Origin of the sequence: Acidaminococcus timonensis, from assembly GCF_900106585.1 — a bacterium.
GTDB classification, from domain to species: Bacteria; Bacillota; Negativicutes; order Acidaminococcales; family Acidaminococcaceae; genus Acidaminococcus; species Acidaminococcus timonensis.
In genome coordinates this window covers 20,031-46,430 of sequence record NZ_FNWH01000006.1, presented here as the reverse complement: position 1 = coordinate 46,430, position 26,400 = coordinate 20,031, and the positions used below count along the sequence as shown (strand labels likewise).

Below are 26,400 nucleotides of genomic sequence, written 5' to 3'. Positions count from 1 at the left end.
TGACTCGTGCCTGGCGTGTGAGTTTCTCACACGCCCTTAAATCTGTTCCTTCCCCTCCATCTTCATGGCCAGGTTGCTGAGAGCGTACTGGATCTCGGTCTGGGGATGGACGGACAGGGCCACGTCCTTCGTCTCGATTTTCCGCAGTTTCTTCTGCAGGAATTTGCCCGTGTCCTTCTTATACATGTACATGTCGGCCCCGGTGATCACCCGCAGGTAGGTGTCCGGGCCGTCGTCATCCCAGGGGGCCAGGAACAGGGGTTCCACATAGTATTCTTCCATATTCCGCACCACCAGGATGGCCACCACACTGGCCCCCGCTTTGTCGGCGATCTGGTCCATTACGGTCTCGTCCACGGCGCCGCTCTGGCCCAATACTGCGTTGGCCGCTTCCGCCGCCTGGGGATCGGGCAGGAATTCGTACTGGGCCCGGGGATAGGCCTGCCGCACCTGGCGTTTCCACAGGGCTTTCATGGAATCTGTGGCTTCCCCGGTCCGGTCATACACTACAAAAGCAATCTGCTTCCGGTGCAGGGGATCTGCCTCCGTGGCGACTGCTCCCGGTGTCTGCGTTGCAGCCGGTGCCTGTTCTGCCGCCCGGGCCGGTCCCATCATCAGCAGGCTGCCCAGCAGGCAGCACACCAGCATCAACCATTTTTTCCACGTTTTCATTGGATCACCTTCTGATAATTTCCCCGCTTCAGGCTGAGCCCCAGATGATGGGCCAAAATCTGTCCGGCATCGGAATAGGTCCTCATGGGCTGCAGGGTCCCTGGTTTCACTTCCGGTCCGAAGAACAGCATGGGCACATGTTCCCGGGTATGGTCCGTACCCTTCCAGGTGGGATCGCAGCCATGATCCGCCGTCACCAGCACCAGGTCGCCGGGCTGGAGCTTTGCCATCAGTTCCGGCAGCCGCCGGTCAATGAGCATCAGTCCTTCCCCGTAGCCTTCCACATCCCGGCGATGGCCGTAGGTGGAATCGAAATCCACGAAGTTGGTGAAGACCAGGCTCCGGTCGCCGGCTTCCTCCATGGCTTCCAGGGTGGCGTCGAACAGGGCGTCCAGGCCGGTGGCATGCCAGGCTTTCGTAATGCCCCGATGGGCGAAGATATCTGCTATCTTGCCGATGGCATACACCCCGCCGGCTTTTTCGTACACGGCATCCAGCAGGGTGGGTTCCGGTGCCGGTACCGCATAATCGTGCCGGTTGCCGGTGCGGGTGAATTCTCCGGCCTTTTCCCCCACGAAGGGGCGGGCAATGACCCGGGCGATGTGGTAGGGCTGTACCAGCCTGTAGGCGATTTCGCACAGCTGATACAGACGCTCCAGACCAAAGGTCCGCTCATGGGCCGCAATCTGCAGCACTGAATCGGCAGAGGTATAGACGATGGGCTTCCCCGTCTTCATATGTTCCTCACCCAGCTCCTGGATGATCACCGTACCGGAGGCATGCTTTTCACCCAGCACCCCGGGCAGGTTCCCTTCCTTAATCAGACCCTGGATGATGTCTTTCGGGAAACAGTGGGGCTTGTCGGGGAAATAGCCCCAGTCGAACATCACTGGTACCCCCGTAAGCTCCCAGTGACCGCTCAGGGTATCCTTGCCGCTGCTCACTTCCCGTGCATAGCTGTAGGCACCTTTCAAGGGGCCAGAGGACCCGATGGACGGCGTCAGCACGTGGCCGGTACTCATCCGGGAGGCCAGCCCCAGCCCCAGTTTGGCCAGATTGGGCAGATGCAGCAGGTGCCGGGAAGGATCTTTCGCTTTTTCCCCGGCAAACCAGCCGGCGATATGGCCCAGGGTATCCGCTCCCTGGTCCCCGAAACGGGCGGCATCCTCCGCCCCGCCGATACCAAAAGAATCCATCATCAGGATGATTGCGCGTTTCATGATTCTCACTCCCTTGCCAAAAGTTCGTTCAAAGCACGTCTCACAATGGTCTGGAACCGATGTTCAGCCAGCCGGTAGATTTCCGGTGAAGCGATGCTTTCGCTTTCCGTCCGCTTGGCCACCACGCCACACAGGCTGGCGGCCTTCAGACCCAGGGCCTGGGCGGTGACGAACACGGCTGCCGTTTCCATTTCATAGTTGGTGACTCCCAGCTGCTGCCATTCCTTCATGCTGCCCTGGAACCGGCGCAGTACATAGCCGGTGAAGCTGTCGTACCGCTCCTGGCCGGGCCAGAACGTATCAGAACTGCAGCAGATGCCCACCTGATGGGGCACGTTCTCCACCCGGGCTGCATAGTCCAGCAGCTGGGTCAGTTCGAAGTCGGCCACCGCCGGGAATTCCAGCGGGGCATAGTGTCTGCTGGTCCCTTCCAGCCGGACCGCCGCCTTGATGATCACCACGTCCCCCAGTTCCAGGTCGTCCTGGATGGAGCCGGTGGTCCCTACCCGGATCACCCGTTTGATGCCCATGCGGGCCAGTTCTTCCAGACAAATGGCCGTGGAGGGTCCGCCCATGCCGGTGGAGCACACCAGGATGGGTTTGTCCTGCACCTGGGTCAGGCAGCTGGTGTATTCCCGGTGGCTGGTCAGATCCACCGTGGGACCCATGGCCTCCGCCAGGCTGCGCACCCGTCCCGGATCCCCGGGAAGCAGGGCTGTATCCGCCCCCATGAGAAGAGTGCGGGACAACTGGGTATGATACAGGATTTCGTCAGGTTTTGCATAATGTGCCATACCATCACTTCCTTGGCTTCGATTTGTTTCTTTATCTTATATTATACGAAAGAACGGGACCCTGATTCAAGGTCCCGTTTCCCCGGCGAATTATGCCTTTGCTTCTTCTTTTTCCATGGTCTCCCGGACGCTGTCCTCACAGGACCGCATGGCCAGGATGCTCTGTTCGAACACCTTGTTCAGGTCCCAGCCCAGCATGTCGGCGCCCTGTTTGATCACGTCCCGGCTGCAGCCGGCAGCGAAGTGTTTGTCCTTGAATTTCTTTTTCAGGGATTTCACTTCCATATCCTGTACGCTCCTGCTGGGACGCATCAGGGCTGCTGCCCCGATCAGTCCGGACAGTTCATCCACCGTATACAGGACCTTTTCCATTTCTTCTGTGGGTTCCACATCGCTGCAGCGTGGCCAGCCATGGCTGGCCACGGCGTGGATCAGTCTTTCGTCCCAGCCCCTGTCCTTCAGGATCTGGGCTTCCTTCCGGCAGTGTTCCTCCGGATATTTTTCGTAATCCAGGTCGTGGAGCAGGCCCACCATGCCCCAGAAGTCTTCCTGATCCCCGTAGCCCAGTTCCCGGGCAAAATACCGCAGACAGCCTTCCACCGTCAGCCCGTGCTGCAGATGGAACGGTTCCTTGTTATATTCTTTCAGCAATTCCCACGCTTCTTCTCTCGTATTGGCCATAACTGTCTCTCCTTCCGCATCATACTCCATAGTATAGCACAACAGTCAGGGATTAGAGAAACAGAATGAAAAGAAAAGGCACGATTCGGTAAAAAAATCGTACAAACCGTGCATTTTCCCATTGGACTTTTCCCTCTATAATAAAAAGCTATAAGGAGTTGATACCATTGCCTGAAAACAAGATCCGCAAACTGACCCTGGCAGGCATGTTTGCCGCGCTGGCCTTTGCCTGCTTTTCCTATCTCCGGATCGAGATCCCCATGGGTCTGGGGCTCACCGGAAAAATCTATGTAGGCCATGCCTTCATCCTGCTGTCTGCCCTGCTGCTGGGGGCCAAATATGGGGCCCTGTCCGGTGCCATCGGCCTGGCCCTGGCTGATCTGCTGGCCGGCTACACCACCTCGGCGCCGCCCACCTTCCTGGCCAAATTCCTGCTGGGCTGGTCCACGGCTTTTGCGGCCCGACACCTGTGCCACCTGGATGGCCTCACAGATGACAGGGCCAAGTTGAAGGCCGTGGCTGTGGCCGCCATTTTCGGGTCCGTGGTGAACGTGGTGACCGAACCCCTGATCCGGTTCAGCTTCAAGTTCTTCATCCTGGGCCTGCCCAGACAGGTGGCCTATATCAGCGCCCTGAACTGTGCGGTCAGCATGGCCATCAGCAACGTGGTCTCCGTGGTGCTCACAGTAATCCTGTACAAGGTGGCAGAAAAAAGCATCCGGATATAAAAAACCTTCAGACCTGGGTTGGGACGTCCCTCATGAGCCGTCCCTACGCATAAAAACTGTACAAATGATTTTATTGGGCCACCATTCACTACTCACTACTCACTAAAAAAAGGACCCCCGCAAAAATGCGAGGGTCCTTTTTTACACTTACTTCGCGTAATCCACAGCACGGGTTTCCCGTACGATGACCACTTTGATCTGACCGGGATATTCCATATCCTCTTCGATCTTCTTGGCCACGTCATGGGCCAGGATGGTGGCATCGTCGTCGTCCACCTTATCCGGTTTCACCATAATGCGGATTTCCCGCCCAGCCTGGACCGCGTAGCATTTTTCCACACCGTCGAAGGACTCGGCGATTTCTTCCAATCGTGTCAGCCGTTTCAGATACGTTTCCAGGGTTTCACGCCGTGCCCCCGGCCGTGCAGCCGAGATGGCATCAGCAGCCGATACCAGCACCGCCTGCACCGAAGTGGGTTCGCAGTCGCCGTGATGGCTCATGATGGTGTTGATCACGATATCGGATTCATGATACCGTTTGGCCACTTCCGCACCCAGGTCCACATGGGACCCTTCCACTTCATGGTCCACGGCTTTGCCGATATCATGCAGCAGCCCGGCCCGTTTGGCGGAGTTCACATCCACGCCCAGTTCGGCGGCCATAAGGCCTGCCAGATGGGCCACTTCGATGGAATGGCGCAGGACATTCTGCCCGTAACTGGTCCGGTATTTCAACCGGCCCAGCAGCTTCAGCAGTTCCGGGTGGATGCCATGGACGCCCACCTCGAAGGTGGCCTGTTCCCCGGCTTCCTTGATTTTCTGGTCCAGTTCCTTCTGGGCCTTTTCCACCATCTCTTCAATCCGGGCCGGATGGATCCGTCCATCGTTGATCAGCTTCTCCAGGGCGATCCGGGCCACTTCCCGGCGCACCGGGTCGAAGCCGGAGATGATCACCGCTTCCGGCGTATCATCGATGATCAGGTCGATGCCGGTCAGGGTCTCCAGGGTCCGGATGTTCCGGCCTTCCCGGCCGATGATCCGGCCTTTCATCTCATCGTTGGGCAGGGGTACCACCGTCACTGTGGTTTCTGCCACCTGGTCTGCCGCACAGCGCTGGATGGCCAGGGAAATGATTTCCCGTGCCTTCTGGTCCGCCGTGTCCTTGGCTTCCTGTTCCATTTCCTTGATCAGGCGAGCCTTGTCGTGCTTCACTTCCTCCCGGACATTGTCCAGAAGTTCTTTTTTTGCCTCTTCACTGGTCAAACCGGAAATCCGTTCCAGTTCCACCGTTTGCTGGTCGTACAGGGCATCGACTTTGGCCTGGGCTTCCCGCAGGCGGTTGCTTTGTTCCAGAAGTTTTTCTTCCTTCTTTTCATAAGCATCCATTTTTTTGTCGACGTTTTCTTCCTTTTGGACCAGACGTCGTTCGTTCTTGCTGAGTTCTGCTCTCCGTTCTTTATTTTCCCGTTCCATTTCGGAACGCAGACGATGGATTTCTTCCTTCGCTTCCAGTAAAACTTCTTTTTTCCGGGCTTCTCCCGCTTTCCGGGCGTTTTCCAGGATCTGTTTGGCTTTCTCTTCTGCCGACCCGATTTTACCTTCTGCTACGTTTTTTCTAGCGAGATAACCGCCACCAACGCCTATTGCGCAAAGGACTACAGCAACGAGTACACTAATGGGATCTATGATGAGCACCTCCTCTTTTGCGAATTTTTCATACAATCCTCTTCATACAACAAAGAAGGCAACCAGAGGTCGCCTTTACACCCAATGAACGCGATTGGACAGAAATATTTTATAGTATTTTCACATGGGTGTCAATAAAAACAGGCTGTTGCTTTTTTGTAACAGCCTGTTTTTAGCTACCGGGCAGCTTCGCTGCCTCAGTCTCTAGTCACTAGTCACTAGCTGAAGGAAGCCGGCTTCCGCCGGCAGAAAGGAGAAAATCACGCTTCAAAAGTCCTCTTCCTCCTAGTTCCACAGCTCCAGGGCACTGGCAATGGGGCCGGTGCCGAAGCCACGGGAGGCCAGCATCCGGGCCAGGGCCGCCTTCCCCTTCCGGGGTTCGTCCCCATACTTCCGCTTCAGTTTGGCCATCTGCTGCCGGGCCAGCTCTTCCGCCCGCTCCGTTTCCTCCTGGTCCGTCACCTGGTGCAGCACCTCCTGAGCCGGTTCCCCTGAAAGGCACCGCCGCTGCAGCATCAACCGCAGGTACTGCCGCCCATAGAACTTCTTCCGGCGCCAGGCATCCAGTACGTATCCGGCGCACCGGAAATCATCCACGAAATGGTGGTCCCGGAGCTTCTGCAGGACCTGGTCCTGGAGTTCCTCCGGACATCCCCGCTCCGACAGTTTCTGCCGCAGTTCCCGGCTGCTGTGGTCCCGCAGGGCCAGTTTGTCCAGGCAGAAGTTATACGCCTCCGCGTGGGTGGTCAGCAGCTTCTTGCTCTTACTCCACATCGTCCTCAGCCGTTTCCGGAGTCAGGGCCAGACCGTCGTCGTCCTGGTCAGCCGGTTTCGCCTTGGAGGCTTTTTCCCCATTGTCCAGGCTGGCTGCCGCACGGATCTTCTCTTCCACGTCAGCGGCCATGTCCGGATGTTCCTTCAGGAATTTCTTGGTATTCTCCCGGCCCTGACCGATGCGCTGATCCCCGTAGGAATACCAGGCACCGCTCTTGTTCAGGATGTTATACTGCACCCCCAGATCCACCAGGCAGCCTTCGTGGGAAATCCCTTCCCCGTACATGATATCGAATTCAGCCTGTTTGAAAGGAGGCGCCACCTTGTTCTTCACCACTTTCACCCGGGTGTGGTTCCCGATGATCTCGTTGCCGCTCTTCAGGCTTTCCACCCGGCGCACATCCAGACGGATGGTGGAGTAGAATTTCAGAGCCCGGCCGCCGGTGGTCACTTCCGGATTCCCGAACATGACCCCCACCTTTTCCCGGATCTGGTTGATGAATACGGTGGCCGTCCGGGATTTGGCAATGACCCCGGTGAGTTTCCGCAGAGCCTGGCTCATGAGCCGAGCCTGCAGACCCACATGGGAATCCCCCATGTCCCCTTCGATTTCCGCTTTGGGTACCAGGGCCGCCACGGAGTCGATGACGATGATGTCGATGGCACCACTGCGTACCAGGGCATCACAGATTTCCAGGGCCTGTTCCCCCGTATCCGGCTGAGAAATCAGCAGGTTGTCGATGTCCACCCCCAGATGCCGGGCATATTCCGGATCCAGGGCATGTTCCGCATCGATGAAGGCTGCATAGCCGCCCCGTTTCTGGGCTTCGGCGATCATATGCAGGGCCACGGTGGTCTTACCGGAGGATTCCGGCCCATAGATCTCGATGATCCGGCCCCGGGGAATGCCCCCCACCCCCAGTGCGATATCCAGGGACAGGGCCCCGGTGGGGATCACTTCAATGTTCATTTTATCGCTGGCGTCGCCCAGCCGCATGATGGACCCCTTGCCGAAGTCCTTTTCGATCTGTTTCAACGCAGCGTCCAGCGCTTTATTCTTATCAGCATCCAAACTCATACTGTCATCTCCTTGTACTTCTCTTGCTACCACTTAGTATATAAACATCTGTTCGTAAAGTCAAGCGTTCTGTTTCAATTCTTTCAGTTCCTGCTGGGTAAATTCGTAGGATTGGTTGCAGTACTGGCAATGGACTTCGGTTTTGGGATCCTGCAGCAGTTCGTCGAAATCTTTTTCCGGCAGTCCGGTCAGCATGTCGGCCACCTTTTCCCGGCTGCAGCTGCAATGGAAGGAAACGGGATGGGATTCCAGGATCTCCACCTCCAGGCCCTTGGCCACCTTCCGGATCATGCCTTCGGCATCCAGGCCGCTCTCCAGCAGCTCCGTCACGTAGGGCAGGGTCAGGATGTTGTCCTCCAGGGTCTTGATGGTGGTCTCTGCCGCATCGGGCAGCAGCTGTACGAAAAAGCCCCCGGACACTTTCACGGAGCCGTCTTTCTCGATCAGCACACCCAGGGCCACACTGGAAGGAGTCTGTTCCGACACGGCAAGGTATCGGGTCAGGTCCGCTGCGATTTCGCCGCTTTTGATGGTGGACACCCCAGTGAAGGGTTTGCCCACCAGGGGACAGCGGGTCACGGTGACCGTGCCGTAATGGCCCACGCCGCCGCCCACGTCCAGCTTGCCGTTTTTCGGAGGCAGCATCACTTCCGGATGGGTCACAAAGCCCCGTACCGTATAATCCCGGGCATCCGCCATTACCGGTCCCAGGGGACCATCCCCCTTGAACCGCACCGTCACCGCTTCCCCGCTTTTCATGGTAGCAGCCAGCAGCAGCGCACCGGCCGCGGTCCGACCCAGGGCCGCAGCCGCCAGAGGGCTGCAGTGATGGATTTCATTCATATACTGGGTCAGATGGGTGGTGGTCACCGCATAGATCCGGGCATCCCCGGCCGTAGCCTTGACTAATACATCTTCCATGGGCACCTCTTACAGCTGTCTGGTCAGATTGGCCATTTCGATCACAGCCATAGCTGCATCGGAGCCTTTGTTGCCGGCCTTGGTACCGGCCCGTTCCACAGCCTGCTGGATGTTTTCCGTGGTCAGCACCCCAAAGGCCGTGGGGACTTCGGTTTCCATGTTCACCAGAGCGACACCCTTGGACACTTCGTTGCACACATAATCATAATGGCTGGTGGCACCCCGGATCACAGCCCCCAGGCAGATGATGCCGTCATATTTGCCGCTCTTGGCCATTTTCTTGGCGACCAGCGGGATCTCGAAAGCGCCGGGCACCCAGGCCACGGTAATGTCATCTCCGTTGGCGCCGTGCCGCAGCAGGGTATCCTCTGCCCCGCTCAGCAGCTTGCTGGTGATGAATTCGTTGAAACGAGCCACCACGATACCGATTTTCAGACCTTCCGCCAGCAGTTTTCCTTCCAGAGTCTTCATTATTTTTCCTCCACTTTCTCATGCAGATCATGGCCCATCCGAACTTGTTTGGTGACCATGTAACGATGGTTGTAGCAATTGTCCTTCATAATGATGGGCACCGTTTCCGTAATGGTGATGCCATAGCCGGAAAGGCCTGCCCGTTTGGCCGGGTTGTTGGTCATCAGGCGAATGCTGGTCAGTCCCAGATCAGCCAGAATCTGGGCCCCGATCCCATAGTCCCGCATGTCCGGTTTGAAGCCCAGTTTGATATTGGCATCCACGGTATCCAGGCCCTGGTCCTGGAGCTCATAGGCCCGCAGCTTGTTGGCCAGGCCGATGCCCCGGCCTTCCTGCTGCATGTACAGCACCACGCCGCAGCCTTCCTTTTCGATCATCCGCAGGCTGGTGGCCAGCTGGTCACCGCAGTCGCAGCGCAGGGACCCCAGGGCATCCCCGGTGAGGCACTCGGAATGGACCCGGACCAGCACATTCTTCTTACCGGCCACATCCCCCTTGATCACAGCCACATGGCATTTGTCATCCAGATCATTTTCGTAGCCGATGGCCCGGAAGGTACCATATTTGCTGGGCAACGCCACATTGGCGATCCGGTGCACCATCTTTTCGTTCTTTTTCCGGTAGGCGATCAGATCTGCTACGGTGATGAAGGTCAGGTTGTATTTTTGGGCGAATTCGATCAGTTCCGGGGTGCGGGCCATGGTGCCGTCGGCGCTCATGATCTCGCAGCAGATTCCCACCGGTTTCAGGCCGGCCAGCCGGCACAGGTCCGTGGTGGTTTCCGTGTGGCCGGTGCGGCGCAGGACGCCGCCCACCCGGCTGCGCAGGGGGAACACATGGCCCGGGCGCCGGAAGTCTTCCGGTTTGGCGCTTTCATCGGCACATTTCTTGATGGTGTAGGCCCGTTCCACGGCAGAGATGCCGGTGGTGGTGTCCACATGGTCGATGGAAACCGTGAAAGCCGTTTCGTGGTTGTCCGTATTGTTGGCCACCATGGGTTCCATCTGCAGACGGTCCAGGATCTCGCCGTCGCAGGGCATGCAAATCAGGCCCTTGGCGTGGGTGGCCATGAAGTTGATGTCATCGGGAGTCACATATTCGGCGCTCATGATCAGGTCGCCTTCGTTTTCCCGGTCGGGATCATCGGTGACCAGCACCATCTTCCCGGCTTTGATATCGGCAATGGCTTGCTCGATGGTTCCAAATTGAAATTTTTCTTCCATATCCTTCACTCCTTAGAAAAATCCATTTTCAAACAGGGTTTCTCTGGTGAGGCCCCCGGTTGGTTTCTTTTCCAGCATCCGTTCCACATATTTCCCCAGGATATCCGTTTCCAGGTTGACCTTGTCCCCGGTTTTCTTGAAGCCCAGGGTGGTCCACTGTACGGTCAGGGGAATCAGAGAAACGGAAAATGTGGTATCCGTCACTTCCGTGATGGTGAGGCTGATGCCATCGATGGCAATGGAGCCCTTTTCCACCATATGGCGGAGCAGCTCCGGTGCGCAGCTGATGGTGGTCACTCTGGCGATGCCCTCCGGGCGGATCCGGGTAATGGTACCCACTCCATCCACATGGCCGCTGACGATGTGACCGTCCAGCCCGTCCCCTACATGAAGCGTCCGTTCCAGGTTGATCCGATCCCCCTTCTTCAGGGAACCGATGGTGGTGCGGCGGGCCGTTTCCGGCATCACATCCACCGTGAACTGGTGGCTGTCGAACTTCGTCACCGTCAGGCAGGCACCGTTGCAGCACACACTTTCCCCCATCTTCAGCAGGGGCGGGATCTTTTCGGCGCTGATGGTCAGCCGGTAGGAATCCTGTTCCCGCCGCAGGTCTTCCACCCTGCCCAGTTCTGCGATCAAGCCTGTGAACATGGTCTCCAGCTCCTTTCCAGAAGGCCCGTGACCATCAGGTCGGTGCCGAAGGCCTCCGTGTGAGGTTCCAGCAGGGTCACCCGCTGGTCCATGGTCCGTGCGCCCCGGCCGCCGATGGCTGTCAGGTTCCGCCGGCCCCCGATGAGGCAGGGGGCAATGAAGGCATATACCCGCTGGGCCAGTTTCTGGTCAAAGAAAGCGCCATGGACCTGGCTGCCCCCTTCCACCAGCACACTGGTCTTTTCGGCCTTGCCCAGCCTGTCCAGCAGGATGCCCAGGTCCAGGGCGCCCTGCTTTTCCGGAATCTGCCACACGGTGACCTGATCCAGTTTCTGGAAGGCCGCCACCTTGTCGGCATCCGCCCGGCAGGAGGTCACCAGCAGGGTCTTGGCCGCTCCGTCGGTGAACACCTTCCTGTCCATGGGCAGCTGGCAATGGCTGTCCAGCACGATGCGCAGGGGATTTTTCCCCTCCACCAGCCGGCAGGTCAGGGACGGATCATCGTTCAGGACCGTGTTCTTTCCCACCAGGATGCAGTCGTAAATGCTGCGCAGCCTGTGGGCATAGGTCCGGGACTGTTCGTTGGTGATCCATTTGGAATCACCGGACGCCGTGGCGATCTTCCCGTCCAGGGTCATGGCGTATTTCAGGGCCACGAAGGGACGGCCGGTGGTCATCCAGTGCATGAACACCTCGTTCTGCTCATAGGCCTTGTCAGCCAGCACCCCCCGGACCACTTCCACCCCTGCTTCCCGGAGCCGGGCAAAGCCACGGCCGGACACCTTCGGATTGGGGTCGTCGGCCGCTGCCACCACTTTTTTGATGCCGGCCTTGATCAGAGCTTCGCAGCAGGGACCGGTCCGGCCCGTATGGGAACAGGGTTCCAGGGTCACATAGGCCGTACAGCCTGCCACCTGGTTCCCCGCATCCCGCATGGCCATGATTTCCGCGTGGGGCTGGCCTGCCTTGTGGTGATAGCCTTTGCCCACGATCTTCCCCTCCGGATTGACGATGACGCAACCCACCAGAGGATTGGGGCTGGTACAGCCCCGGGCCTTTTCGGCCAGGTCCAGGGCCATCTGCATATATTCTTTGTCTGTCACAGTTTCACCTGCTTTCAAGATTCCAAAATACAAAAGCCGTGCCATCCAGGAAGGATAGCACGGCAGATACACTTTTCCAGCGCTGTCTTTTCTCATCCAGACTGTACTGTCGGTATCGGAATTCCACCGATTCGTGCCGAGGCTCGCGGACTTTACCGCCGGTAGGGACTTGCACCCCTCCCCAAAGACAAAACGTATGATGTTGTTCCGGACTTATTATACCATATCTGTAGGGGAATGCAAGAAGCCAGATACGGCGCCATGGGTCTTGAGAAGTCAGATGTCAGCTTTGTCCGATTTCCAAGCAGACCCAAACTGCTTACAACCAACAAGCTGACTTCTGACATCTGTAGGACTGAAGGGCCGTGTCTGATCTCTTTCTTAGAAGGAGTATTCCGCCCCTACGATGATCCGGCGTCCGGGCATGGGATAGCTGTCCTGTCCATTCACAACGCCGCCCTGTTCTGCATAGGCCGCGTTGTTCAGGTTGTAGAAGTTGGCGAAGCCGGTCCAGTTTTGATCGAATTTGTACCGGGCAATGAAGTCCATGGTCAGGTACCGCTGTTCACCGTAGCTGGCCTTGCTCAGTCCGTTGGCTGCCCGTGCCCGCAGATCCAGGTTCCATTTGGTGTCATGGTACCGGACACCTGCCTGGTAATAGTTGGGAGCGTAGTTGTCATCCCGGACATACCCTGCATCATTCCGGTTGTTTTCCACTTTCACATAGGTATAGGAAGCATCCAGATCCCACAGTTTGTTCAGATGGTGGACGAAGGACAGGGACAGGCCCCGTTTCTTCTGCCGGTCGATGTTTTCTGCATAACTGTCCCAATTGGGCATGATTTTCCAGTTGATGGCATTGTGCAGGTTGCTGTAGAACCCGTTGATGTCCACATCCGTCTTGGGATCCAGCTTGAAGTTATACCCCAGGCTGTACACGTTTCCGGTTTCTGCTTTCAGATTTTCATTCCCTACATATTTACCCCACATCCCATAATCCACGTAATAGTACAGATCATCGATGGTAGGTGTCCGGAACACCTGGTTCCAGGAGAAGTAGGCATGGCTGTCCTTGCTGAACTTCTTGTTGATGGCGGCACTGCCCGTGGTCCGGTTGCCGCTGCGGCTGTGCTTGTCGTACCGCACGCCCGTGTTCAATTGCCAGCTGGGAGCGAACTGCCACTGGTCCTGCAGGAAGACAGCTTTGTTGTTGTAGCCCTTCTTCCCTTTGTAACTGGTTTCGTTATGGGCTTTGGCGTCCCGGTATTCCAGGCCGCCCACCAGGGTGTTCGTATCAGACAGCACGAAGTTCTGCTGGCCTTCGATGCCCCAGTCAGTTTCGTCCATGCCGCCCAGGTTGAAGTAGCTGGTGTAGTTCCGGTAGGTCTGCAGATAGCCGCTGTTTTTGGCATCCCGGTTCCAGTCATAGCGCAGGCCCACATTGTTCGTCTTCTTGTTCAGACGGGAAGGAGACACGTAGTTGACACTGTACGGGTTCCAGCCTTCCATGTTGGAGTAGTCATAGTTCAGGGTCAGCCCGTCGGAAGGGGTGAAATCCTGGGTCAGTTTCAGGGACAGGTTGTCCTGGGTGTAGTTGGACTGGCCCGGCCATTTCTTGGTGTCACCGTTTTTGTCCTTGTATTTGAAGTAGGAAGCCTTGTTCCGGCTGGCGGCCACCTGGAGTCCAGTCTTGTCCACTTTGCCGCCTACGGACACGCCCAGGTCCTGATTACCCCAGGAACCGTAGCCCACCCGGATCTTTCCGGTGGTTTCCTCCGGGGTCTTCGTGATGATGTTGATGACGCCGCCCACTGCATCGGCCCCGTACAGGGTGGAAGCGCCGTTCTTCACCACTTCGATCTTTTCGATCATATCCACAGGAGGCAGGGTATGGGCATCAAACGTAGCTTTGACCATACTGCCCATGCTGTTGTTGAACCGGCGGCCGTCCACCAGTACCAGCACCCGTTCATCCCCATTCAGCATAATATGGGATTCATAGGCTCCCACACCGTTCTGCATCACCCGTGCCCCCGGCACATCCTCCAGGGCATCCGTTACGGTACGATATCCCCGGTCGGAGATCTGCTGGCTGGTGATCACGGTGACGTCCGCCGGCGTATCCACCTTCTGGTTCTTCAGCCGGTTGGCCGTGATCACGATTTCCTGGGCAGGTTTTTCTGCCTGATCCTGTTCTGCGGCCCACACCACAGACGTACTGCCGGCCAGTACGGCCGTCAGTACGGCGGCAGCCAGTTTTTGATTCCACACTTCTTTCATCCGATAACTTCCCTTCTTTTTCATAGAATAGTTCTCTATTAGTCTATCCTATCTGCTGTTATAACACAAGTAGACTGAAGTTATGGATTCCTATAGATTAAAGGAATAGCAAAAGGCGCTGTGAAAAATCATCCACAGCGCCTTTATTTCGCCAGCGCCAGCTGGCTTCCATCGGCTAGTGACTAGTGACTAGTGACGGGGTGTGAAAAAGCATTTTTTCACACCTTCCTGTTTCAATAACTTACATGCATCAAATAGAGCCCCTGGGGCGGAGCAGCCATGCCAGCCTGTTTCCGGTTCCTGGCCGCCAGCACCCGGGCGAAATCTTCCCGGCTCCACGTTCCAGTGCCTACCCGGACCAGGCATCCTACGATGTTCCGCACCATCCGATACAGGAACCCGTCTCCGGTGATGGTAAAGGTGTACAAGTCCCCGTCCTGCACCCAGTGGGCTTCCGTCAGGGTCCGCACCGGTGAGGTATCCTGGCTTCCCTGGTTCCTGAAGGACGTGAAGTCGTGCTTTCCCAGCAGCAGGGCCGCTGCCTGGTTCATCCGGTCCACATCCACCTTTTCCCGGAACTCCCAGGTGGTGTTCCGCCGGGTGGGATCGGGCAGGGGCGCATACAGCAGCTTGTACTGGTAGGTCTTATCCACCGCATCGAACCGGGCGTGGAAATCATCCGGTGCGTAAAAAGCCTCCCGCACCGCGATGTCCGGAGGCAGATGGGGTTCCAGGGCCCGGCGGTAGTTTTCCGGCGGGATCCGGGAGCTGGTGGTGAAGGAAATCACCTGGCCCAGAGCATGGACCCCGGCATCCGTCCGTCCCGCGGCCTTGATCAGGATGGGCTCCTTCAGCACTTCCGTCAGGGCTTTTTCCAGCACCTGCTGGACCCCCACCCCGTTCTTCTGCCGCTGGAATCCCTGGTAATTGGTGCCGTCATAGGCCACAATGGCCTTGATGGTATGGCTCATACAGGCAGCCCCCATTTCAGGAACGCCATGACGGCAAACAGCGCCAGCAGCACCAGGGCTGCCACGGCGTCATTCTTTCCATACGCCAGTTCGTGCATCCGGGTACGGCCTTCCCCGCCCCGGTAGCACCGGGCCTCCATGGCCAGAGCCAGTTCATCCGCCCGCCGGAACGAAGAAATGAACAGAGGGATCAGGATGGGCAGCATGTTCCTGGCCCTTTTCATGATGTTGCCGGAGGTGAAATCCGCCCCCCGGGACATCTGGGCTTTCATGATCCGGTCCGTTTCCTCCAGCAGGGTGGGGATGAACCGGAGCGCAATGGTCATCATCATGGCCAGTTCATGAGCCGGCACCCCCACCTTCTTGAAAGGACGCAGCAGGGATTCGATGCCGTCGGTCAGGACAATGGGTGATGTGGTGAAAGTCATGAGAGAGGAAACCAGCAGCAGCAGCACCAGCCGCAGGGACATCTTCACCCCCAGCACAATGCCTTCTTTCGTAATGTGGATGAATTTCCACTGCCACAGGATTTCCCCGGGGTCCGTGACGAAGTGGATCACCATGGTCAAAAGGATGATGATCCACAGGGGTTTGATGGAGCGGAGCAGCAGGCCCGGCGGCAATTTGGCCAGGACGGCCCCCACCACCAGGAAACCGATCAGCACCCCATAGGAAAGAGGCGTTTCGGCCAGAAAGACCATGACCATATAGAACAGCACCGCCAGGATCTTGGTCCGGGGATCCAGGTGATGGATACAGGATTCACCGGGGTAGTACTGCCCCAGGGTAATGTCGGTCAGCATACTTTCCACCCCTTTGCTTTGTCAATGGCCCGGATCAGTTCCGCTTTGGTCAGCGGCGTTCCTTCGATGGGCAGTCCCTGCTGGCGCAGTTCCTCCGCCAGTTTCACACTTTCCGGCACATCCACGGAAAGGGACTGGAGCTTTTCCCGGTCATGGGTGAACAGTTCCCGGGCCGGTCCGTCCAACTGCAGCCGGCTGTCGCTCATGACCAGCAGACGGCTGGCGTACTGGGCCGCTTCTTCCATGCTGTGGGTAATCAGCAGCACCCCCATCTTCCGTTCCCGGAAGATTTTCTGCAGCTGCTGGAAAATGTTGTCCCGGCTGATGGGGTCCAGACCGGCGCTTGGCTCATCCATGATCAGGTAATCCGGTTCCATGGCCACCACCCCGGCAATGGCCACCCGGCGCATCTGGCCGCCGGACAGCTGAAAGGGGGACCGCTGGGCAAAGGTATCGAAGTCCAGGTCCACGAAGGCCATTGCACTGCGGATGGCCCGGTCCACTTCCTGTTCGTTCTTTCCCTGGTTCCGGGGCCCGAAGGCGATGTCTTCGTAAATGGTTTCGGCGAACAGCTGGTGTTCCGGATACTGGAACACCATCCCCACCCGGTTCCGGGCCTTCCGGGCTTCCGGGGTCTTGTCCGCCAGGTCCACCCCATCCACCAGCACTCTGCCGCTGGCCGGATGGAGGAGGCCGTTCAGATGCTCGGCCAGGGTGGATTTCCCGCTGCCCGTATGGCCGATCAGGGCCACGAATTCCCCTTTTTCCAGGTTAAAGCTCACATCATCCAGGGCCTTTTTTTCCAGGCTGGTGTGCGTCATATAACTATAGGACACATGGTCTACTTGGATGGACATAATGCTTCACACAACTCCTTATGGGTAATGATGGGCGGCAGCCTGTGGCCCTGCTTGTTCAGCGCATTGGCCACTTCTGCTGCCAGAGGACATTCCAGCCCCAGCCCCCGGATCCGGTCCACCTGGGTGAACACCTCTTTGGGCGTTCCCTGGAGCACGATCTTGCCCTTCTGCATGGCAATGATCCGATCCGCCAGGATGGCTTCTTCCATTTTATGGGTGATATACACGATGGTGATGTGCTTTTCCCGGTTCAGTTTCAGCACCGTGCTGACGATTTCCTTCCGGCCCCGTGGATCCAGCATGGCCGTGGGTTCGTCAAAGACAATGCACCGGGGCTCCAAAGCCAGCACCCCGGCAATGGCCACCCGCTGTTTCTGCCCCCCTGAAAGCCGGTGGGGAGCCCGTTTGGCATAGTCCAGCATATCCACCGCTGCCAGGGCTTTTTCCACCCGGGGACGGATTTCCGGGCCCGGGACTCCGATGTTCTCCAGACCGAAAGCCACATCTTCTTCCACAATGGCCGCCACGATCTGGTTGTCCGGATTCTGGAACACCATGCCCACCGTCTGCCGGACAGGCCACAGGTTTTCTTCATTGGCTGTATCCAGGCCTGCCACCAGACAATGGCCGCTGGTAGGGGAAAGCAGGCCGTTGAAATGACGGGCCAGGGTGGATTTGCCACTGCCGTTGGTGCCAATGATGGCCACGAACTCACCGGGCATGATGGACAGATTGATTCCGTCCAGCGCTGTCATTTCCTGATTCTGCCCATCTACATACGTATGGGTCAGGTCCTTGGTTTCAATAATCGGTTCCATAACAACCTCCATAAACATAAATTATATCTTTGTTTACTGGATGTCGTCAAATAGAAAAAGACGTGAGAAACGCTTTTTTCTCACGTCTTTTTTAGTGATTAGTGGTTAGGGATTGGTGGTTGGAGAATCCGCTGGTACGCCCCAGGGGCTTACCAAAAGCCTGCAAAGAGGACCGTGCCGCGCAGGCTTCTTTTTTTTACAGGATTCCCGCCGGAAGGGCCATTTCCACCCCCGGCCCGATGGGCAGACCCAGCGTCATCCAGACCACCAGGAAAAGGATCCATACGATCTGCAGTACCACGGCAATGGGGATCAAATTGGATACCAGAGTTCCGATGGCAGCCTTGGGCATGTATTTCTCCTGGGCCACACTCAAGATCATCCACAGATACGGGTTCATGGGAGTAAAGCAGTTGGTGGGAGAATCGCCCAGCCGATACAGCAGCTGGGTGTATCCGGGATGGTATCCCAGCAGCATGAACATGGGAATGAAGATGGGGGCAAAGATGGCCCACTTGGCCGACCCGGAGGACATGAAGATGTTCACGATGCTGGTGATGATGATGAAAATCACGCACATGGGCAGCCCTGTGAAGCCCACACTCTTCAGGAAATCAGCCCCTGCAATGGCAATCAGGGTCCCCAGATGGGTCCAGCTGAACAGGGCCTGGAACTGACCGCAGAAGAAGCAGAACACCACAAAGGCGCCCATACCGCTCATCTGTTTTACCATGGCCTTGTTCACATCCTTGATGGTCTTGAAGGAGCCGGTGGTAAAGCCGTAGGTGAGTCCCGCCAGACTGAACAGGAAGAACAGCAGCGGAATCAGGCCTTTCAGCAGGGGCGATCCTACAAAGGTATGACCGTCTTTGGAAAGGATCCCCGTAAAGAAGCCCGCCACCAGCACGGCGATGTACACCAGTACCACCAGGCCGGCCCGGTTCAGGCCCTTCCGTTCCAGTTCTGTCACGTCCCCCAGTTCCTCATCGCAGCCGGGACCGTCATAGACACCGAACCGGGGTTCCACCACCTTGATGGAAACCAGTCCGATGATCAGAGCGCACAGAAACGTGGAAGCGAACATGAAATACCAGTTGCAGGTCACATCCACGGCAAACACACCGGCTTTGCCCAGGAACCCGTCGATGGCCTGGTTGGTCAGGCCCTGGAGCAGGGAATCCGTACCGGCGATCATCAGATTGGCGCCAAAACCGGCTTCGGCCCCGGCAAACCCCACCATCATACCCACCACCGGATGCTTCCGCACACCGATGTAGGCCACAGCTGCCAGAGGCGGAATCACCACCATGGCCGTATCAGAGGCGATGTTGCCGCACACCCCCAGGAAGGCCACGATGAACGGCACCAGAGAGGGCGGCACGTTCTTCATGCTGCGCCGCAGAAGAGCCGCCAGCATGCCAGATTCTTCACAGAACCCGATGGCCAGGGTCATGGTGATCACCAGACCCATGGGAGCGAATCCGGTGAAGTTTTTCACCAGGGTGCTGAGCAGCCATTGGATGCCGGCCTTGGAAAAGAAGTTCTGGGATGCCACCATTTTATGAGAGGCCGGATTTTCCAGGGCAAAGCCCGCCTGGGTGCAGAGCGCCCCCACAATGGCCGTGAGGATGAACAGGATGCCGAACAGGATGGCCGGGGGCGGCAGTTTGTTGCAGACCCGTTCGACGGTGTTCAGGAACCGGTCCAGAAGACTGGCTCTGGGTGGATTCTGTGATGCCATTTTTGATGCCATAGATGTGGAACCTCCTTGATACATTCCATGCTGCAGGGACTCCCCTGTTTTCCTGCAGAAAAATCGGCAGACTTGGTGGAGCAGGGTTTTCCATTTTGTGTTTCATTTTTAATAAGGGTTCCCTGATATTATAACAGATTAGCAGATGAATTTGCAGGAATTTTACATATTTTCTGATTAAAAATCTATTTCAGACGGACATAGTAGGATTCTTCGAACGAAAAAAGACTGCTGCACACAAAGTGTACAACAGTCTTTTGCATGATTGTTCTGTTACAGCACACCAGCCGGCAGAGCCAGTCCCACGCCAGGACCGATGGGGAGACCCAGGGTGACCCAGACTACCAGGAAAATGATCCAGGCGATCTGCAGGACAACGGCGATGGGGATCATGTTGGCGATCAAGGTACCGATGGCACAATCCGGCATGTATTTTTCCTGGGCAACGCTCAGGATCATCCAGATGTACGGGCTCATGGGAGTGAAGCAGTTGCCCGGAGAATCACCCAGCCGATACAGCAACTGTGCAAAACCGGGATGGTACCCCATCAGCATGAACATGGGAACGAAGATCGGTGCCAGGATGGCCCACTTGGCGGACCCGGAGGATACGAAGATGTTGATGCAGGCGGTGACCAGGATGAACGCGATGCACATGGGAAGACCCGTGAACCCAATCCCCTTCAGGAAGTTGGCCCCGGAAATGGCCAGCAGCGTGCCCAGCTTGGTCCAGTTGAACAGTCCCTGGAACTGGCCGCAGAAGAAGCAGAACACCACATAGGCGCCCATACCGCTCATCTGTTTCACCATGGCGGCATTCACGTCCTTGATCTTGGTGAACTTGCCCACGCTGTACCCATAGGTGAGGCCACCGATGGAGAACAGGAAGAACAGCAGCGGGATCAGGCCCTTCAGCATCAGGGAACCCACCACGGTCACACCGTCTTTGGACAGCACCTGGGCCTTGAAGCCGATAATCACAACGATGATATAAAGGAGCATGGCCAGAGCCGCCCGATGGATCCCTTTCTTTTCCACAGGGGTGATGTCCACCTTGGCTTCTTCCGTTTCCACCCCTTCATATTTGGGGAACCGGGGTTCGATGATATGCACGGACACCCAGCCAATGACCAGGGCGCACAGGAAAGTGGAAACAAACATGAAGTACCAGTTACAGGTTACATCCACCACGAAAGCGCCTTCCTTGCCCAGGAATGCGTTGATGGCCTGGTTGGTCAGGCCCTGGAGCAGGGAGTCGGTACCGGCCACCAGCAGGTTGGCGGTGAACCCGGCCTGGGCTCCTGCGTACCCCACCATCATGCCTACCACCGGGTGTTTCTTGACCCCGATGTACACAATGGCAGCCAGGGGCGGAATGACGATCATGGCCGTATCAGAAGCGATATTCCCGCAGGTACCCAGGAAAGCCACCAGATACGGAACCACATTGGGTGGTACATTTTTCATGGAACCACGGAGAATCGCTTCCAGGAATCCAGCTTCTTCGCAGAACCCGATGGCCATGGTCATGGTGATGACCAGTCCCAAAGGAGCGAATCCGGTGAAATTCTTCACCAGGTTGGTCAGCAGCCACTGGACCCCTGCCTTGGAGAACAGATTCTGGGAAACCACAGCTTTCCCCGTTGCCGGGTTGATCAGACTGAAGCCGCTGGAAGTAAGCCCGGCCCCGATTACAGCCGTAATTAAGAATAAGACCACGAACAGGATGGCGGGTGGCGGCAACTTGTTGCACACCGTTTCGATGGTATTCAGGAAACGGTCCACCCAGGTTTGCTTTGCTGCATTTTTTGCAACCATAGAATGACAACCCCCTTAAAAGATTTTGTATACTACACACAACATACAGGATGGTGTGCTGCAGCCAATAAATAATCAAACGTTCATATCTTTTATAAAGAGATCGTTTATATAATATCATCATTCCCCCGGCTTGTCCAGACTTTCCATTCCCCTGGACTTGTATACTTTCTCCATGTTATAATTGGTACAAATTTTCTCTTATAAATTTGTAATGCAGAAAGGATGCATGACCCGTTATGGATGAAGTTCTGATACAGATTTTCCCCAACATGACCCTTTGGAAGCTACATTCCCTGAAAGAATACCTGATTTTCGGGATGCTTCTGGTGGGAGGCTTCCTGCTTTTCTGGTTCTGGACCCGGCGGCTGAAAAAAGCCAGGACGCCGGAAGGAGCACGGAAACGGGTGCTGAAAGCCATTGGTTCCGCTTCTCACGGAGATTTTCAGGAGATTACGCCGGCAGACGCCCCTAAAAACCGGAATTCTCTCTGGATCCGCCTTCCTCACGATTGGCTGCTGATGGAAGTTCTGTATCGTGGATACAGAATACAAGGTTCGGAATGGGCTGAACAATGGACAGTCAGCGATAACTCTGAAAGCAGAAATATCCCCAATCCCCTTATAGTACTGGGAAAAGACAAAGAAGCTGCAAAAAAACAGATTGCTGCCTCTGCAACGCCCCTTCCCTCCATCCACACCTTTGTCATCTGCGCCGACAATTACGCCGACCCCAGTTTCCTGCTGGATGAAGGAGCCCGAAAGCACACCCTGTCCGTGGCAGAGCTGAAAAAGTGGATCAAAAAAAGAAATCAATGAAACAGAGAAACGAAGGGGGTGTGAAAAAATGCTTTTTCACACCCCGTCACTAGTCTCTAGTCACTAGCCGATGGAAGCCAGCTGACACTAGCGAAATAAAGGCGCTTATGGTACTCTGTAAAAATCGCGTAAAAAAGCCGCTGTAACTACCAGTCCATGATAGTTACAGCGGCTTTTCTCCGCTTTGGAACAGCGCTTACGAACGGATGACCGCTCTTCAGGCTTCCGGCTGCTGCTCAGGAGATGCAGTTGCTTCAGGGGCTTCAGGCCCATCTTCGGCAATCGCTTCCACCGGGTGATGGAACTTCAGCTGGATGTTCCGATATTTGGGCATCCCGGTCCCGGCAGGGATCAGTTTGCCGATGATGACGTTTTCTTTCAGGCCCAGCAGCGGATCCACCTTGCCTTTGATGGCGGCATCGGTCAGGTTCCGGGTGGTTTCCTGGAAGGAAGCAGCGGACAGGAAGGAATCCGTAGCCAGAGATGCCTTGGTGATCCCCAGCAGGATGGGATGGCCGGTAGCCGGCTGTTTCCCTTCTGCCAGCACTTCGTCGTTCTCGTCTTCGAATTGGGCAATATCCACCACAGAGCCCGGCAGCATGTTGGTGTCGCCGGCTTCGTCGATCTTGTATTTCCGCATCATCTGACGGACCATGACTTCCACGTGCTTGTCGTTGATTTCCACGCCCTGGGATTTGTATACGCCCAGCACTTGCTGTACCAGGTAATGACGGGTAGCGGCAGGACCGGAAATCCGCAGGATGTCGTGGGGATTCAGGGACCCTTCGGTCAGGCGATCGCCCACTTCCACCTTGTCGCCTTCCGCCACATGGATCTTGGCGCCATAGGGGATGTGGTAGGTTTCGTCCGTACCATCTTCCTTGTGGATGATGATGAAACGGCCCTCTTCCTTTTCCTGGATTTCCACAGTACCGGCCACTTCGGACAGGATACCGGGATGTTTCGGTTTCCGTGCTTCGAACAGTTCTTCTACACGAGGAAGACCCTGGGTGATATCGTCAGCACCAGCAACACCGCCGGTGTGGAACGTTCTCATGGTCAGCTGGGTACCCGGTTCGCCGATGGCCTGGGCAGCGATGGTGCCTACGGCTTCGCCCACTTCCACTTTCTTGGCGGTGGCCAGGTTCCGGCCGTAGCAGGCCCGGCATACGCCGAAGTGGGACTTGCAGGTCAGGACAGAACGGATCTTGACTTTTTCCCGCAGATCGGCGATGACATCCGCCATATCTTCGGTGATGTAGTCATTGATGTGGTAAATGACCTTGCCGTCCTTGTCGGTGATGTCTTCGGCCAGGGTACGGCCGACCAGACGGTCACGCAGGGTTTCCAGCACGGTGCTCTTGTTCTTGCCAGCCGTGATGGCTTCTACATACACGCCATCCACTTCGTTGTTGCGGATCTTCATTTCCTTCACGGTGCCATCGTCCAGGATGGTTTCCATCACTTCTGCGGTGAATTTGTCGCCGGCCTTGGCCAGCACTTTGTCTTCCCCGTTGACGATGTCTTCTTCCACCTGTTTGTTCAGGAAATGGTGGGTCATATGTTCGCGGAAAGCAGCCTTGACCTTGTCTTCAGGGACGTTGATCTGCAGCACTTCCGGTTCTTCATTGCTTTCTTCATCCGCAGGATACAGGCTGATTTCCAGGATCTTGGCGGCCATCAGGCGGTCGAAGACTTCTTCGCTCACCAGGGTGTCAGCTTCTGCCAGGATGGAACCATCCTCCGGGTTCAGCACGCTGGCAGCCAGCGTACGGCCTACGGCATAGTCCTTCAGCTTATGCTGGCTGGATCCCAGGACGGATTTGCAGAACCGGGCCCGTTCCCGTACCAGGTTCATACCCGTCACATCACAGTCTTCTTCCCGGACGATGACGTCCTGGGCCACGTCTACCAGACGACGGGTCAGGTACCCGGAGTCGGCGGTCCGCAGTGCGGTATCGGTCAACCCTTTCCGGGCGCCGTGGGAAGAAATGAAGTATTCCAGAATGGTCAGCCCTTCACGGAAGTTGGACTTGATCGGGCGGTCGATGATCCGGCCGGAAGGGTCAGCCATCAGACCACGCATACCAGCCAGCTGACGGATCTGCTGGATGTTACCACGGGCACCGGAGTTGGCCATCATGTAAACCGGGTTGAACGGATCCATGGTGTTCTTCATCAGAGCGTTGGCCACGTCTTCGGTGGCTTTGTCCCAGATGGCGATGACCTTACGGTACCGTTCGTCGTCGCTCATAAGGCCCCGGTTGAAGATGGTTTCCACTTTGTCCACCTGCTTTTCAGCAGCAGCCAGGATGGAAGCCTTTTCTTTCGGGATCTTGATGTCGGAAGCGGCAATGGACAGACCGGATTTGCAGGCGTTGTCATAGCCCAGTTTCTTCACGATATCAAGCACACGGGCAGTACCGAAGTTGCCGTACAGTTTGTGAGCCTTGGCAACCAGACGGCCCAGTTCCTTCTTGTCGATCAGTTTGCCCAGCAGCCAGGTGCCGTCTTCCTGTTTGGAGTAATACCGCATTTCCACAGGCAGTTCGCAGTTGTAGATGATGTTGCCCATGGACGTGGTGACCAGGCTTTCGCCCTTGTCAGAGGGTTCCGGGAAGATCTCTGCATTGGGGACCTTGACTTTGATCCGGGCCTGCAGGTCGATCACATGGTTGAAATAAGCCAGACGGGCTTCATCAAAGCTGATGAAGCGGCGGCCTTCTCCCTTGGCCCCATCCTTGAAGATGGTCAGGTAGTAAGCCCCCAGCACCATATCCTGGGTAGGAACGGTAATGGGTTTCCCGTCTTTGGGCGCCAGGATGTTGTTGACGCTCATGATCAGCACACGGGCTTCCGCCTGGGCTTCGGCAGACAGAGGCAGATGGACAGCCATCTGGTCACCGTCGAAGTCGGCGTTGAAGGGGGTGCAGACCAGGGGATGCAGTTTGATGGCACGGCCTTCGGACAGGATCGGTTCGAAAGCCTGGATGCCCAGACGGTGCAGGGTCGGAGCACGGTTCAGCAGTACAGGATGTTCTTTGATCACGTCTTCCAGTACATCCCACACAGCATCCGTGGCCCGTTCCACCATCCGTTTGGCGCTCTTGATGTTGGTGGCAGCGCCGGTTTCCACCAGCCGTTTCATGACAAAGGGCTTGAACAGTTCCAGTGCCATTTCTTTCGGCAGACCGCACTGGTGCATCTTCATTTCAGGCCCGACCACGATTACGCTACGGCCGGAGTAGTCTACACGTTTCCCCAGCAGGTTCTGACGGAAACGGCCCTGTTTCCCTTTCAGCATGTCGGACAGGGATTTCAGAGGACGGGTACCGGGGCCCGTTACGGCACGGCCGCGGCGGCCGTTATCGATCAGAGCATCCACTGCTTCCTGGAGCATCCGTTTTTCGTTCCGGACGATGATGTCCGGAGCCTGCAGTTCCTGCAGCCGTTTCAGACGGTTGTTCCGGTTGATGACCCGGCGATACAGATCGTTCAGGTCGGACGTGGCGAACCGGCCGCCGTCCAGCTGGACCATAGGACGCAGGTCTGGGGGGATTACCGGGATGACATCCATGATCATCCATTCCGGTTTGTTCCCGCTCTTCAGGAAGGCTTCGCACACATCCAGACGGCGGACGATGTTCCGTCTCTTCTGGAGGCTGGTTTCCGTCTTCAGGGCAGCCCGCAGTTCCTTGGTCAGTTCCGGTACGTTGATTTCATGGAGCAGTTCCTTGATGGCTTCTGCGCCCATGCCCACCCGGAAGGTAGGACCGTATTCATCCAGTTTTTCCTGATATTCGGCTTCGGTCAGCAGTTGTTTCTTGGTCAAGTTGGTGTCGCCCGGATCCAGTACGATGTAGCTGGCAAAGTACAGGACTTTTTCCAGAGCCCTTTGCCCGATGTCCAGGATGGCACCCATCCGGCAGGGGATCCCTTTGAAATACCAGATGTGGGAAACAGGAGCTGCCAGTTCGATGGAGCCCATCCGGTCACGACGGACTTTGGAACGGGTGACTTCCACGCCGCATTTGTCACAGACCACACCTTTATAACGGATGCGTTTGTACTTGCCGCAATGGCATTCCCAGTCTTTGGTCGGCCCAAAGATCCGTTCGCAGAACAGACCATCCCGTTCCGGTTTCAGGGTTCTATAGTTGATGGTTTCCGGTTTGGTGACTTCCCCGTGAGACCAGGCTCTGATCTTCTCGGGGGACGCCAGACCGATTCTCATAGAATGAAATTTATTTACGTCCAACAAGAGCGCTCACTCCTTC

Annotated in this window: 22 protein-coding genes and 1 riboswitch; of the genes, 2 read left to right on the top strand and 20 right to left on the bottom strand. The window is 56.7% G+C overall.

Features of this window, described 5'->3' with window-relative positions; all coding sequences use genetic code 11:
• Window positions 1–36: 36 nt before the first annotated feature.
• The 4 genes from BQ5462_RS04150 to BQ5462_RS04135 form a co-directional block, all read right to left on the bottom strand.
• On the bottom strand, window positions 37–672 hold the full coding sequence (locus tag BQ5462_RS04150) for a hypothetical protein (protein ID WP_076978289.1): 636 nt from the start codon (window positions 670–672) through the stop codon (window positions 37–39).
• Entirely contained in the window at window positions 669–1,892 is a 1,224-nt protein-coding gene (locus BQ5462_RS04145; RefSeq protein ID WP_071142175.1) for a phosphopentomutase, read from the bottom strand. Before BQ5462_RS04145 ends, BQ5462_RS04150 begins: the two co-directional genes overlap by 4 nt.
• 5 nt (window positions 1,893–1,897) lie before the next feature.
• A complete protein-coding gene (udp, locus tag BQ5462_RS04140) occupies window positions 1,898–2,686 on the bottom strand; it encodes a uridine phosphorylase (RefSeq protein ID WP_071142174.1) in 789 nt (262 codons plus the stop codon).
• 90 nt (window positions 2,687–2,776) lie between these two features.
• Window positions 2,777–3,367: a hydrolase gene (locus tag BQ5462_RS04135; RefSeq protein WP_071142173.1), complete on the bottom strand. Its 591-nt coding sequence runs from the start codon at window positions 3,365–3,367 to the stop codon at window positions 2,777–2,779.
• Between the two features lie 167 nt (window positions 3,368–3,534).
• Between BQ5462_RS04135 and BQ5462_RS04130 the strand changes: the two genes are divergently transcribed.
• The gene (locus tag BQ5462_RS04130) at window positions 3,535–4,095 is read left to right on the top strand and encodes an ECF transporter S component (RefSeq protein ID WP_071142172.1); all 561 of its coding nucleotides are present in this window, start codon (window positions 3,535–3,537) and stop codon (window positions 4,093–4,095) included.
• Between the two features lie 147 nt (window positions 4,096–4,242).
• Here the strand turns inward: BQ5462_RS04130 and rny are convergent, their stop codons facing one another.
• From rny to BQ5462_RS04055, 15 genes are all read right to left on the bottom strand, one after another.
• A complete protein-coding gene (gene rny / locus BQ5462_RS04125) occupies window positions 4,243–5,772 on the bottom strand; it encodes a ribonuclease Y (protein ID WP_071143303.1) in 1,530 nt (509 codons plus the stop codon).
• A 294-nt stretch (window positions 5,773–6,066) separates the two neighbouring features.
• Entirely contained in the window at window positions 6,067–6,555 is a 489-nt protein-coding gene (locus BQ5462_RS04120) for a regulatory protein RecX (protein WP_071142171.1), read from the bottom strand.
• A complete protein-coding gene (gene recA / locus BQ5462_RS04115; protein ID WP_071142170.1) occupies window positions 6,545–7,633 on the bottom strand; it encodes a recombinase RecA in 1,089 nt (362 codons plus the stop codon). The genes BQ5462_RS04120 and recA overlap by 11 nt, the downstream gene beginning before the upstream one ends.
• 60 nt (window positions 7,634–7,693) lie before the next feature.
• Window positions 7,694–8,554, bottom strand: coding sequence for an Hsp33 family molecular chaperone HslO (gene hslO, locus BQ5462_RS04110; RefSeq protein WP_071142169.1), 861 nt, complete (start codon window positions 8,552–8,554; stop codon window positions 7,694–7,696).
• A 9-nt stretch (window positions 8,555–8,563) separates the two neighbouring features.
• Window positions 8,564–9,025 carry a 6,7-dimethyl-8-ribityllumazine synthase gene (gene ribH, locus BQ5462_RS04105; protein ID WP_071142168.1) on the bottom strand — a complete coding sequence of 154 codons (462 nt, stop codon included), beginning with the start codon at window positions 9,023–9,025 and terminating at the stop codon, window positions 8,564–8,566.
• Complete coding sequence (locus BQ5462_RS04100) at window positions 9,025–10,248, bottom strand: bifunctional 3,4-dihydroxy-2-butanone-4-phosphate synthase/GTP cyclohydrolase II (RefSeq protein ID WP_071142167.1); 1,224 nt, start codon at window positions 10,246–10,248, stop codon at window positions 9,025–9,027. The genes ribH and BQ5462_RS04100 overlap by 1 nt, the downstream gene beginning before the upstream one ends.
• 12 nt (window positions 10,249–10,260) lie before the next feature.
• Window positions 10,261–10,899, bottom strand: coding sequence for a riboflavin synthase (locus BQ5462_RS04095; protein WP_071142166.1), 639 nt, complete (start codon window positions 10,897–10,899; stop codon window positions 10,261–10,263).
• Complete coding sequence (gene ribD / locus BQ5462_RS04090; protein ID WP_071143302.1) at window positions 10,884–12,002, bottom strand: bifunctional diaminohydroxyphosphoribosylaminopyrimidine deaminase/5-amino-6-(5-phosphoribosylamino)uracil reductase RibD; 1,119 nt, start codon at window positions 12,000–12,002, stop codon at window positions 10,884–10,886. Before ribD ends, BQ5462_RS04095 begins: the two co-directional genes overlap by 16 nt.
• A gap of 80 nt (window positions 12,003–12,082) precedes the next feature.
• A riboswitch (FMN riboswitch) is annotated at window positions 12,083–12,195 on the bottom strand.
• Window positions 12,196–12,383: 188 nt separating this feature from the next.
• Entirely contained in the window at window positions 12,384–14,282 is a 1,899-nt protein-coding gene (locus BQ5462_RS04085; RefSeq protein ID WP_071142165.1) for a TonB-dependent receptor plug domain-containing protein, read from the bottom strand.
• 233 nt (window positions 14,283–14,515) lie between these two features.
• Window positions 14,516–15,253, bottom strand: a complete 738-nt coding sequence (gene truA / locus BQ5462_RS04080) for a tRNA pseudouridine(38-40) synthase TruA (protein ID WP_071142164.1) — start codon at window positions 15,251–15,253, stop codon at window positions 14,516–14,518.
• A complete protein-coding gene (locus tag BQ5462_RS04075) occupies window positions 15,250–16,056 on the bottom strand; it encodes an energy-coupling factor transporter transmembrane component T family protein (protein WP_071142163.1) in 807 nt (268 codons plus the stop codon). Before BQ5462_RS04075 ends, truA begins: the two co-directional genes overlap by 4 nt.
• On the bottom strand, window positions 16,050–16,913 hold the full coding sequence (locus BQ5462_RS04070; protein ID WP_071142162.1) for an energy-coupling factor transporter ATPase: 864 nt from the start codon (window positions 16,911–16,913) through the stop codon (window positions 16,050–16,052). Before BQ5462_RS04070 ends, BQ5462_RS04075 begins: the two co-directional genes overlap by 7 nt.
• On the bottom strand, window positions 16,898–17,734 hold the full coding sequence (locus BQ5462_RS04065) for an energy-coupling factor transporter ATPase (RefSeq protein WP_071142161.1): 837 nt from the start codon (window positions 17,732–17,734) through the stop codon (window positions 16,898–16,900). Before BQ5462_RS04065 ends, BQ5462_RS04070 begins: the two co-directional genes overlap by 16 nt.
• A 196-nt stretch (window positions 17,735–17,930) precedes the next feature.
• Entirely contained in the window at window positions 17,931–19,487 is a 1,557-nt protein-coding gene (locus BQ5462_RS04060) for an AbgT family transporter (protein ID WP_407923323.1), read from the bottom strand.
• Between the two features lie 273 nt (window positions 19,488–19,760).
• Entirely contained in the window at window positions 19,761–21,305 is a 1,545-nt protein-coding gene (locus tag BQ5462_RS04055) for an AbgT family transporter (protein ID WP_071142159.1), read from the bottom strand.
• Between the two features lie 239 nt (window positions 21,306–21,544).
• Between BQ5462_RS04055 and BQ5462_RS04050 the strand changes: the two genes are divergently transcribed.
• Window positions 21,545–22,123, top strand: coding sequence for a hypothetical protein (locus tag BQ5462_RS04050; RefSeq protein WP_071142158.1), 579 nt, complete (start codon window positions 21,545–21,547; stop codon window positions 22,121–22,123).
• Window positions 22,124–22,340: 217 nt separating this feature from the next.
• On the opposite strand, the gene rpoC is transcribed toward BQ5462_RS04050, so the two are convergent.
• Window positions 22,341–26,384 carry a DNA-directed RNA polymerase subunit beta' gene (gene rpoC / locus BQ5462_RS04045; protein WP_076978288.1) on the bottom strand — a complete coding sequence of 1,348 codons (4,044 nt, stop codon included), beginning with the start codon at window positions 26,382–26,384 and terminating at the stop codon, window positions 22,341–22,343.
• Window positions 26,385–26,400 lie beyond the last annotated feature (16 nt).

Coding starts and splice junctions, on each gene's coding strand:
- BQ5462_RS04150 (WP_076978289.1), bottom strand. CDS start 672: ATGAAAACGTGGAAAAAATGGTTGATGCTGGTGTGCTGCCTGCTGGGC.
- BQ5462_RS04145 (WP_071142175.1), bottom strand. CDS start 1,892: ATGAAACGCGCAATCATCCTGATGATGGATTCTTTTGGTATCGGCGGG.
- udp (WP_071142174.1), bottom strand. CDS start 2,686: ATGGCACATTATGCAAAACCTGACGAAATCCTGTATCATACCCAGTTG.
- BQ5462_RS04135 (WP_071142173.1), bottom strand. CDS start 3,367: ATGGCCAATACGAGAGAAGAAGCGTGGGAATTGCTGAAAGAATATAAC.
- BQ5462_RS04120 (WP_071142171.1), bottom strand. CDS start 6,555: ATGTGGAGTAAGAGCAAGAAGCTGCTGACCACCCACGCGGAGGCGTAT.
- recA (WP_071142170.1), bottom strand. CDS start 7,633: ATGAGTTTGGATGCTGATAAGAATAAAGCGCTGGACGCTGCGTTGAAA.
- hslO (WP_071142169.1), bottom strand. CDS start 8,554: ATGGAAGATGTATTAGTCAAGGCTACGGCCGGGGATGCCCGGATCTAT.
- ribH (WP_071142168.1), bottom strand. CDS start 9,025: ATGAAGACTCTGGAAGGAAAACTGCTGGCGGAAGGTCTGAAAATCGGT.
- BQ5462_RS04100 (WP_071142167.1), bottom strand. CDS start 10,248: ATGGAAGAAAAATTTCAATTTGGAACCATCGAGCAAGCCATTGCCGAT.
- BQ5462_RS04095 (WP_071142166.1), bottom strand. CDS start 10,899: ATGTTCACAGGCTTGATCGCAGAACTGGGCAGGGTGGAAGACCTGCGG.
- BQ5462_RS04085 (WP_071142165.1), bottom strand. CDS start 14,282: ATGAAAGAAGTGTGGAATCAAAAACTGGCTGCCGCCGTACTGACGGCC.
- truA (WP_071142164.1), bottom strand. CDS start 15,253: ATGAGCCATACCATCAAGGCCATTGTGGCCTATGACGGCACCAATTAC.
- BQ5462_RS04075 (WP_071142163.1), bottom strand. CDS start 16,056: ATGCTGACCGACATTACCCTGGGGCAGTACTACCCCGGTGAATCCTGT.
- BQ5462_RS04070 (WP_071142162.1), bottom strand. CDS start 16,913: ATGTCCATCCAAGTAGACCATGTGTCCTATAGTTATATGACGCACACC.
- BQ5462_RS04065 (WP_071142161.1), bottom strand. CDS start 17,734: ATGGAACCGATTATTGAAACCAAGGACCTGACCCATACGTATGTAGAT.
- BQ5462_RS04060 (WP_407923323.1), bottom strand. CDS start 19,487: ATGGCATCAAAAATGGCATCACAGAATCCACCCAGAGCCAGTCTTCTG.
- BQ5462_RS04055 (WP_071142159.1), bottom strand. CDS start 21,305: ATGGTTGCAAAAAATGCAGCAAAGCAAACCTGGGTGGACCGTTTCCTG.
- BQ5462_RS04050 (WP_071142158.1), top strand. CDS start 21,545: ATGGATGAAGTTCTGATACAGATTTTCCCCAACATGACCCTTTGGAAG.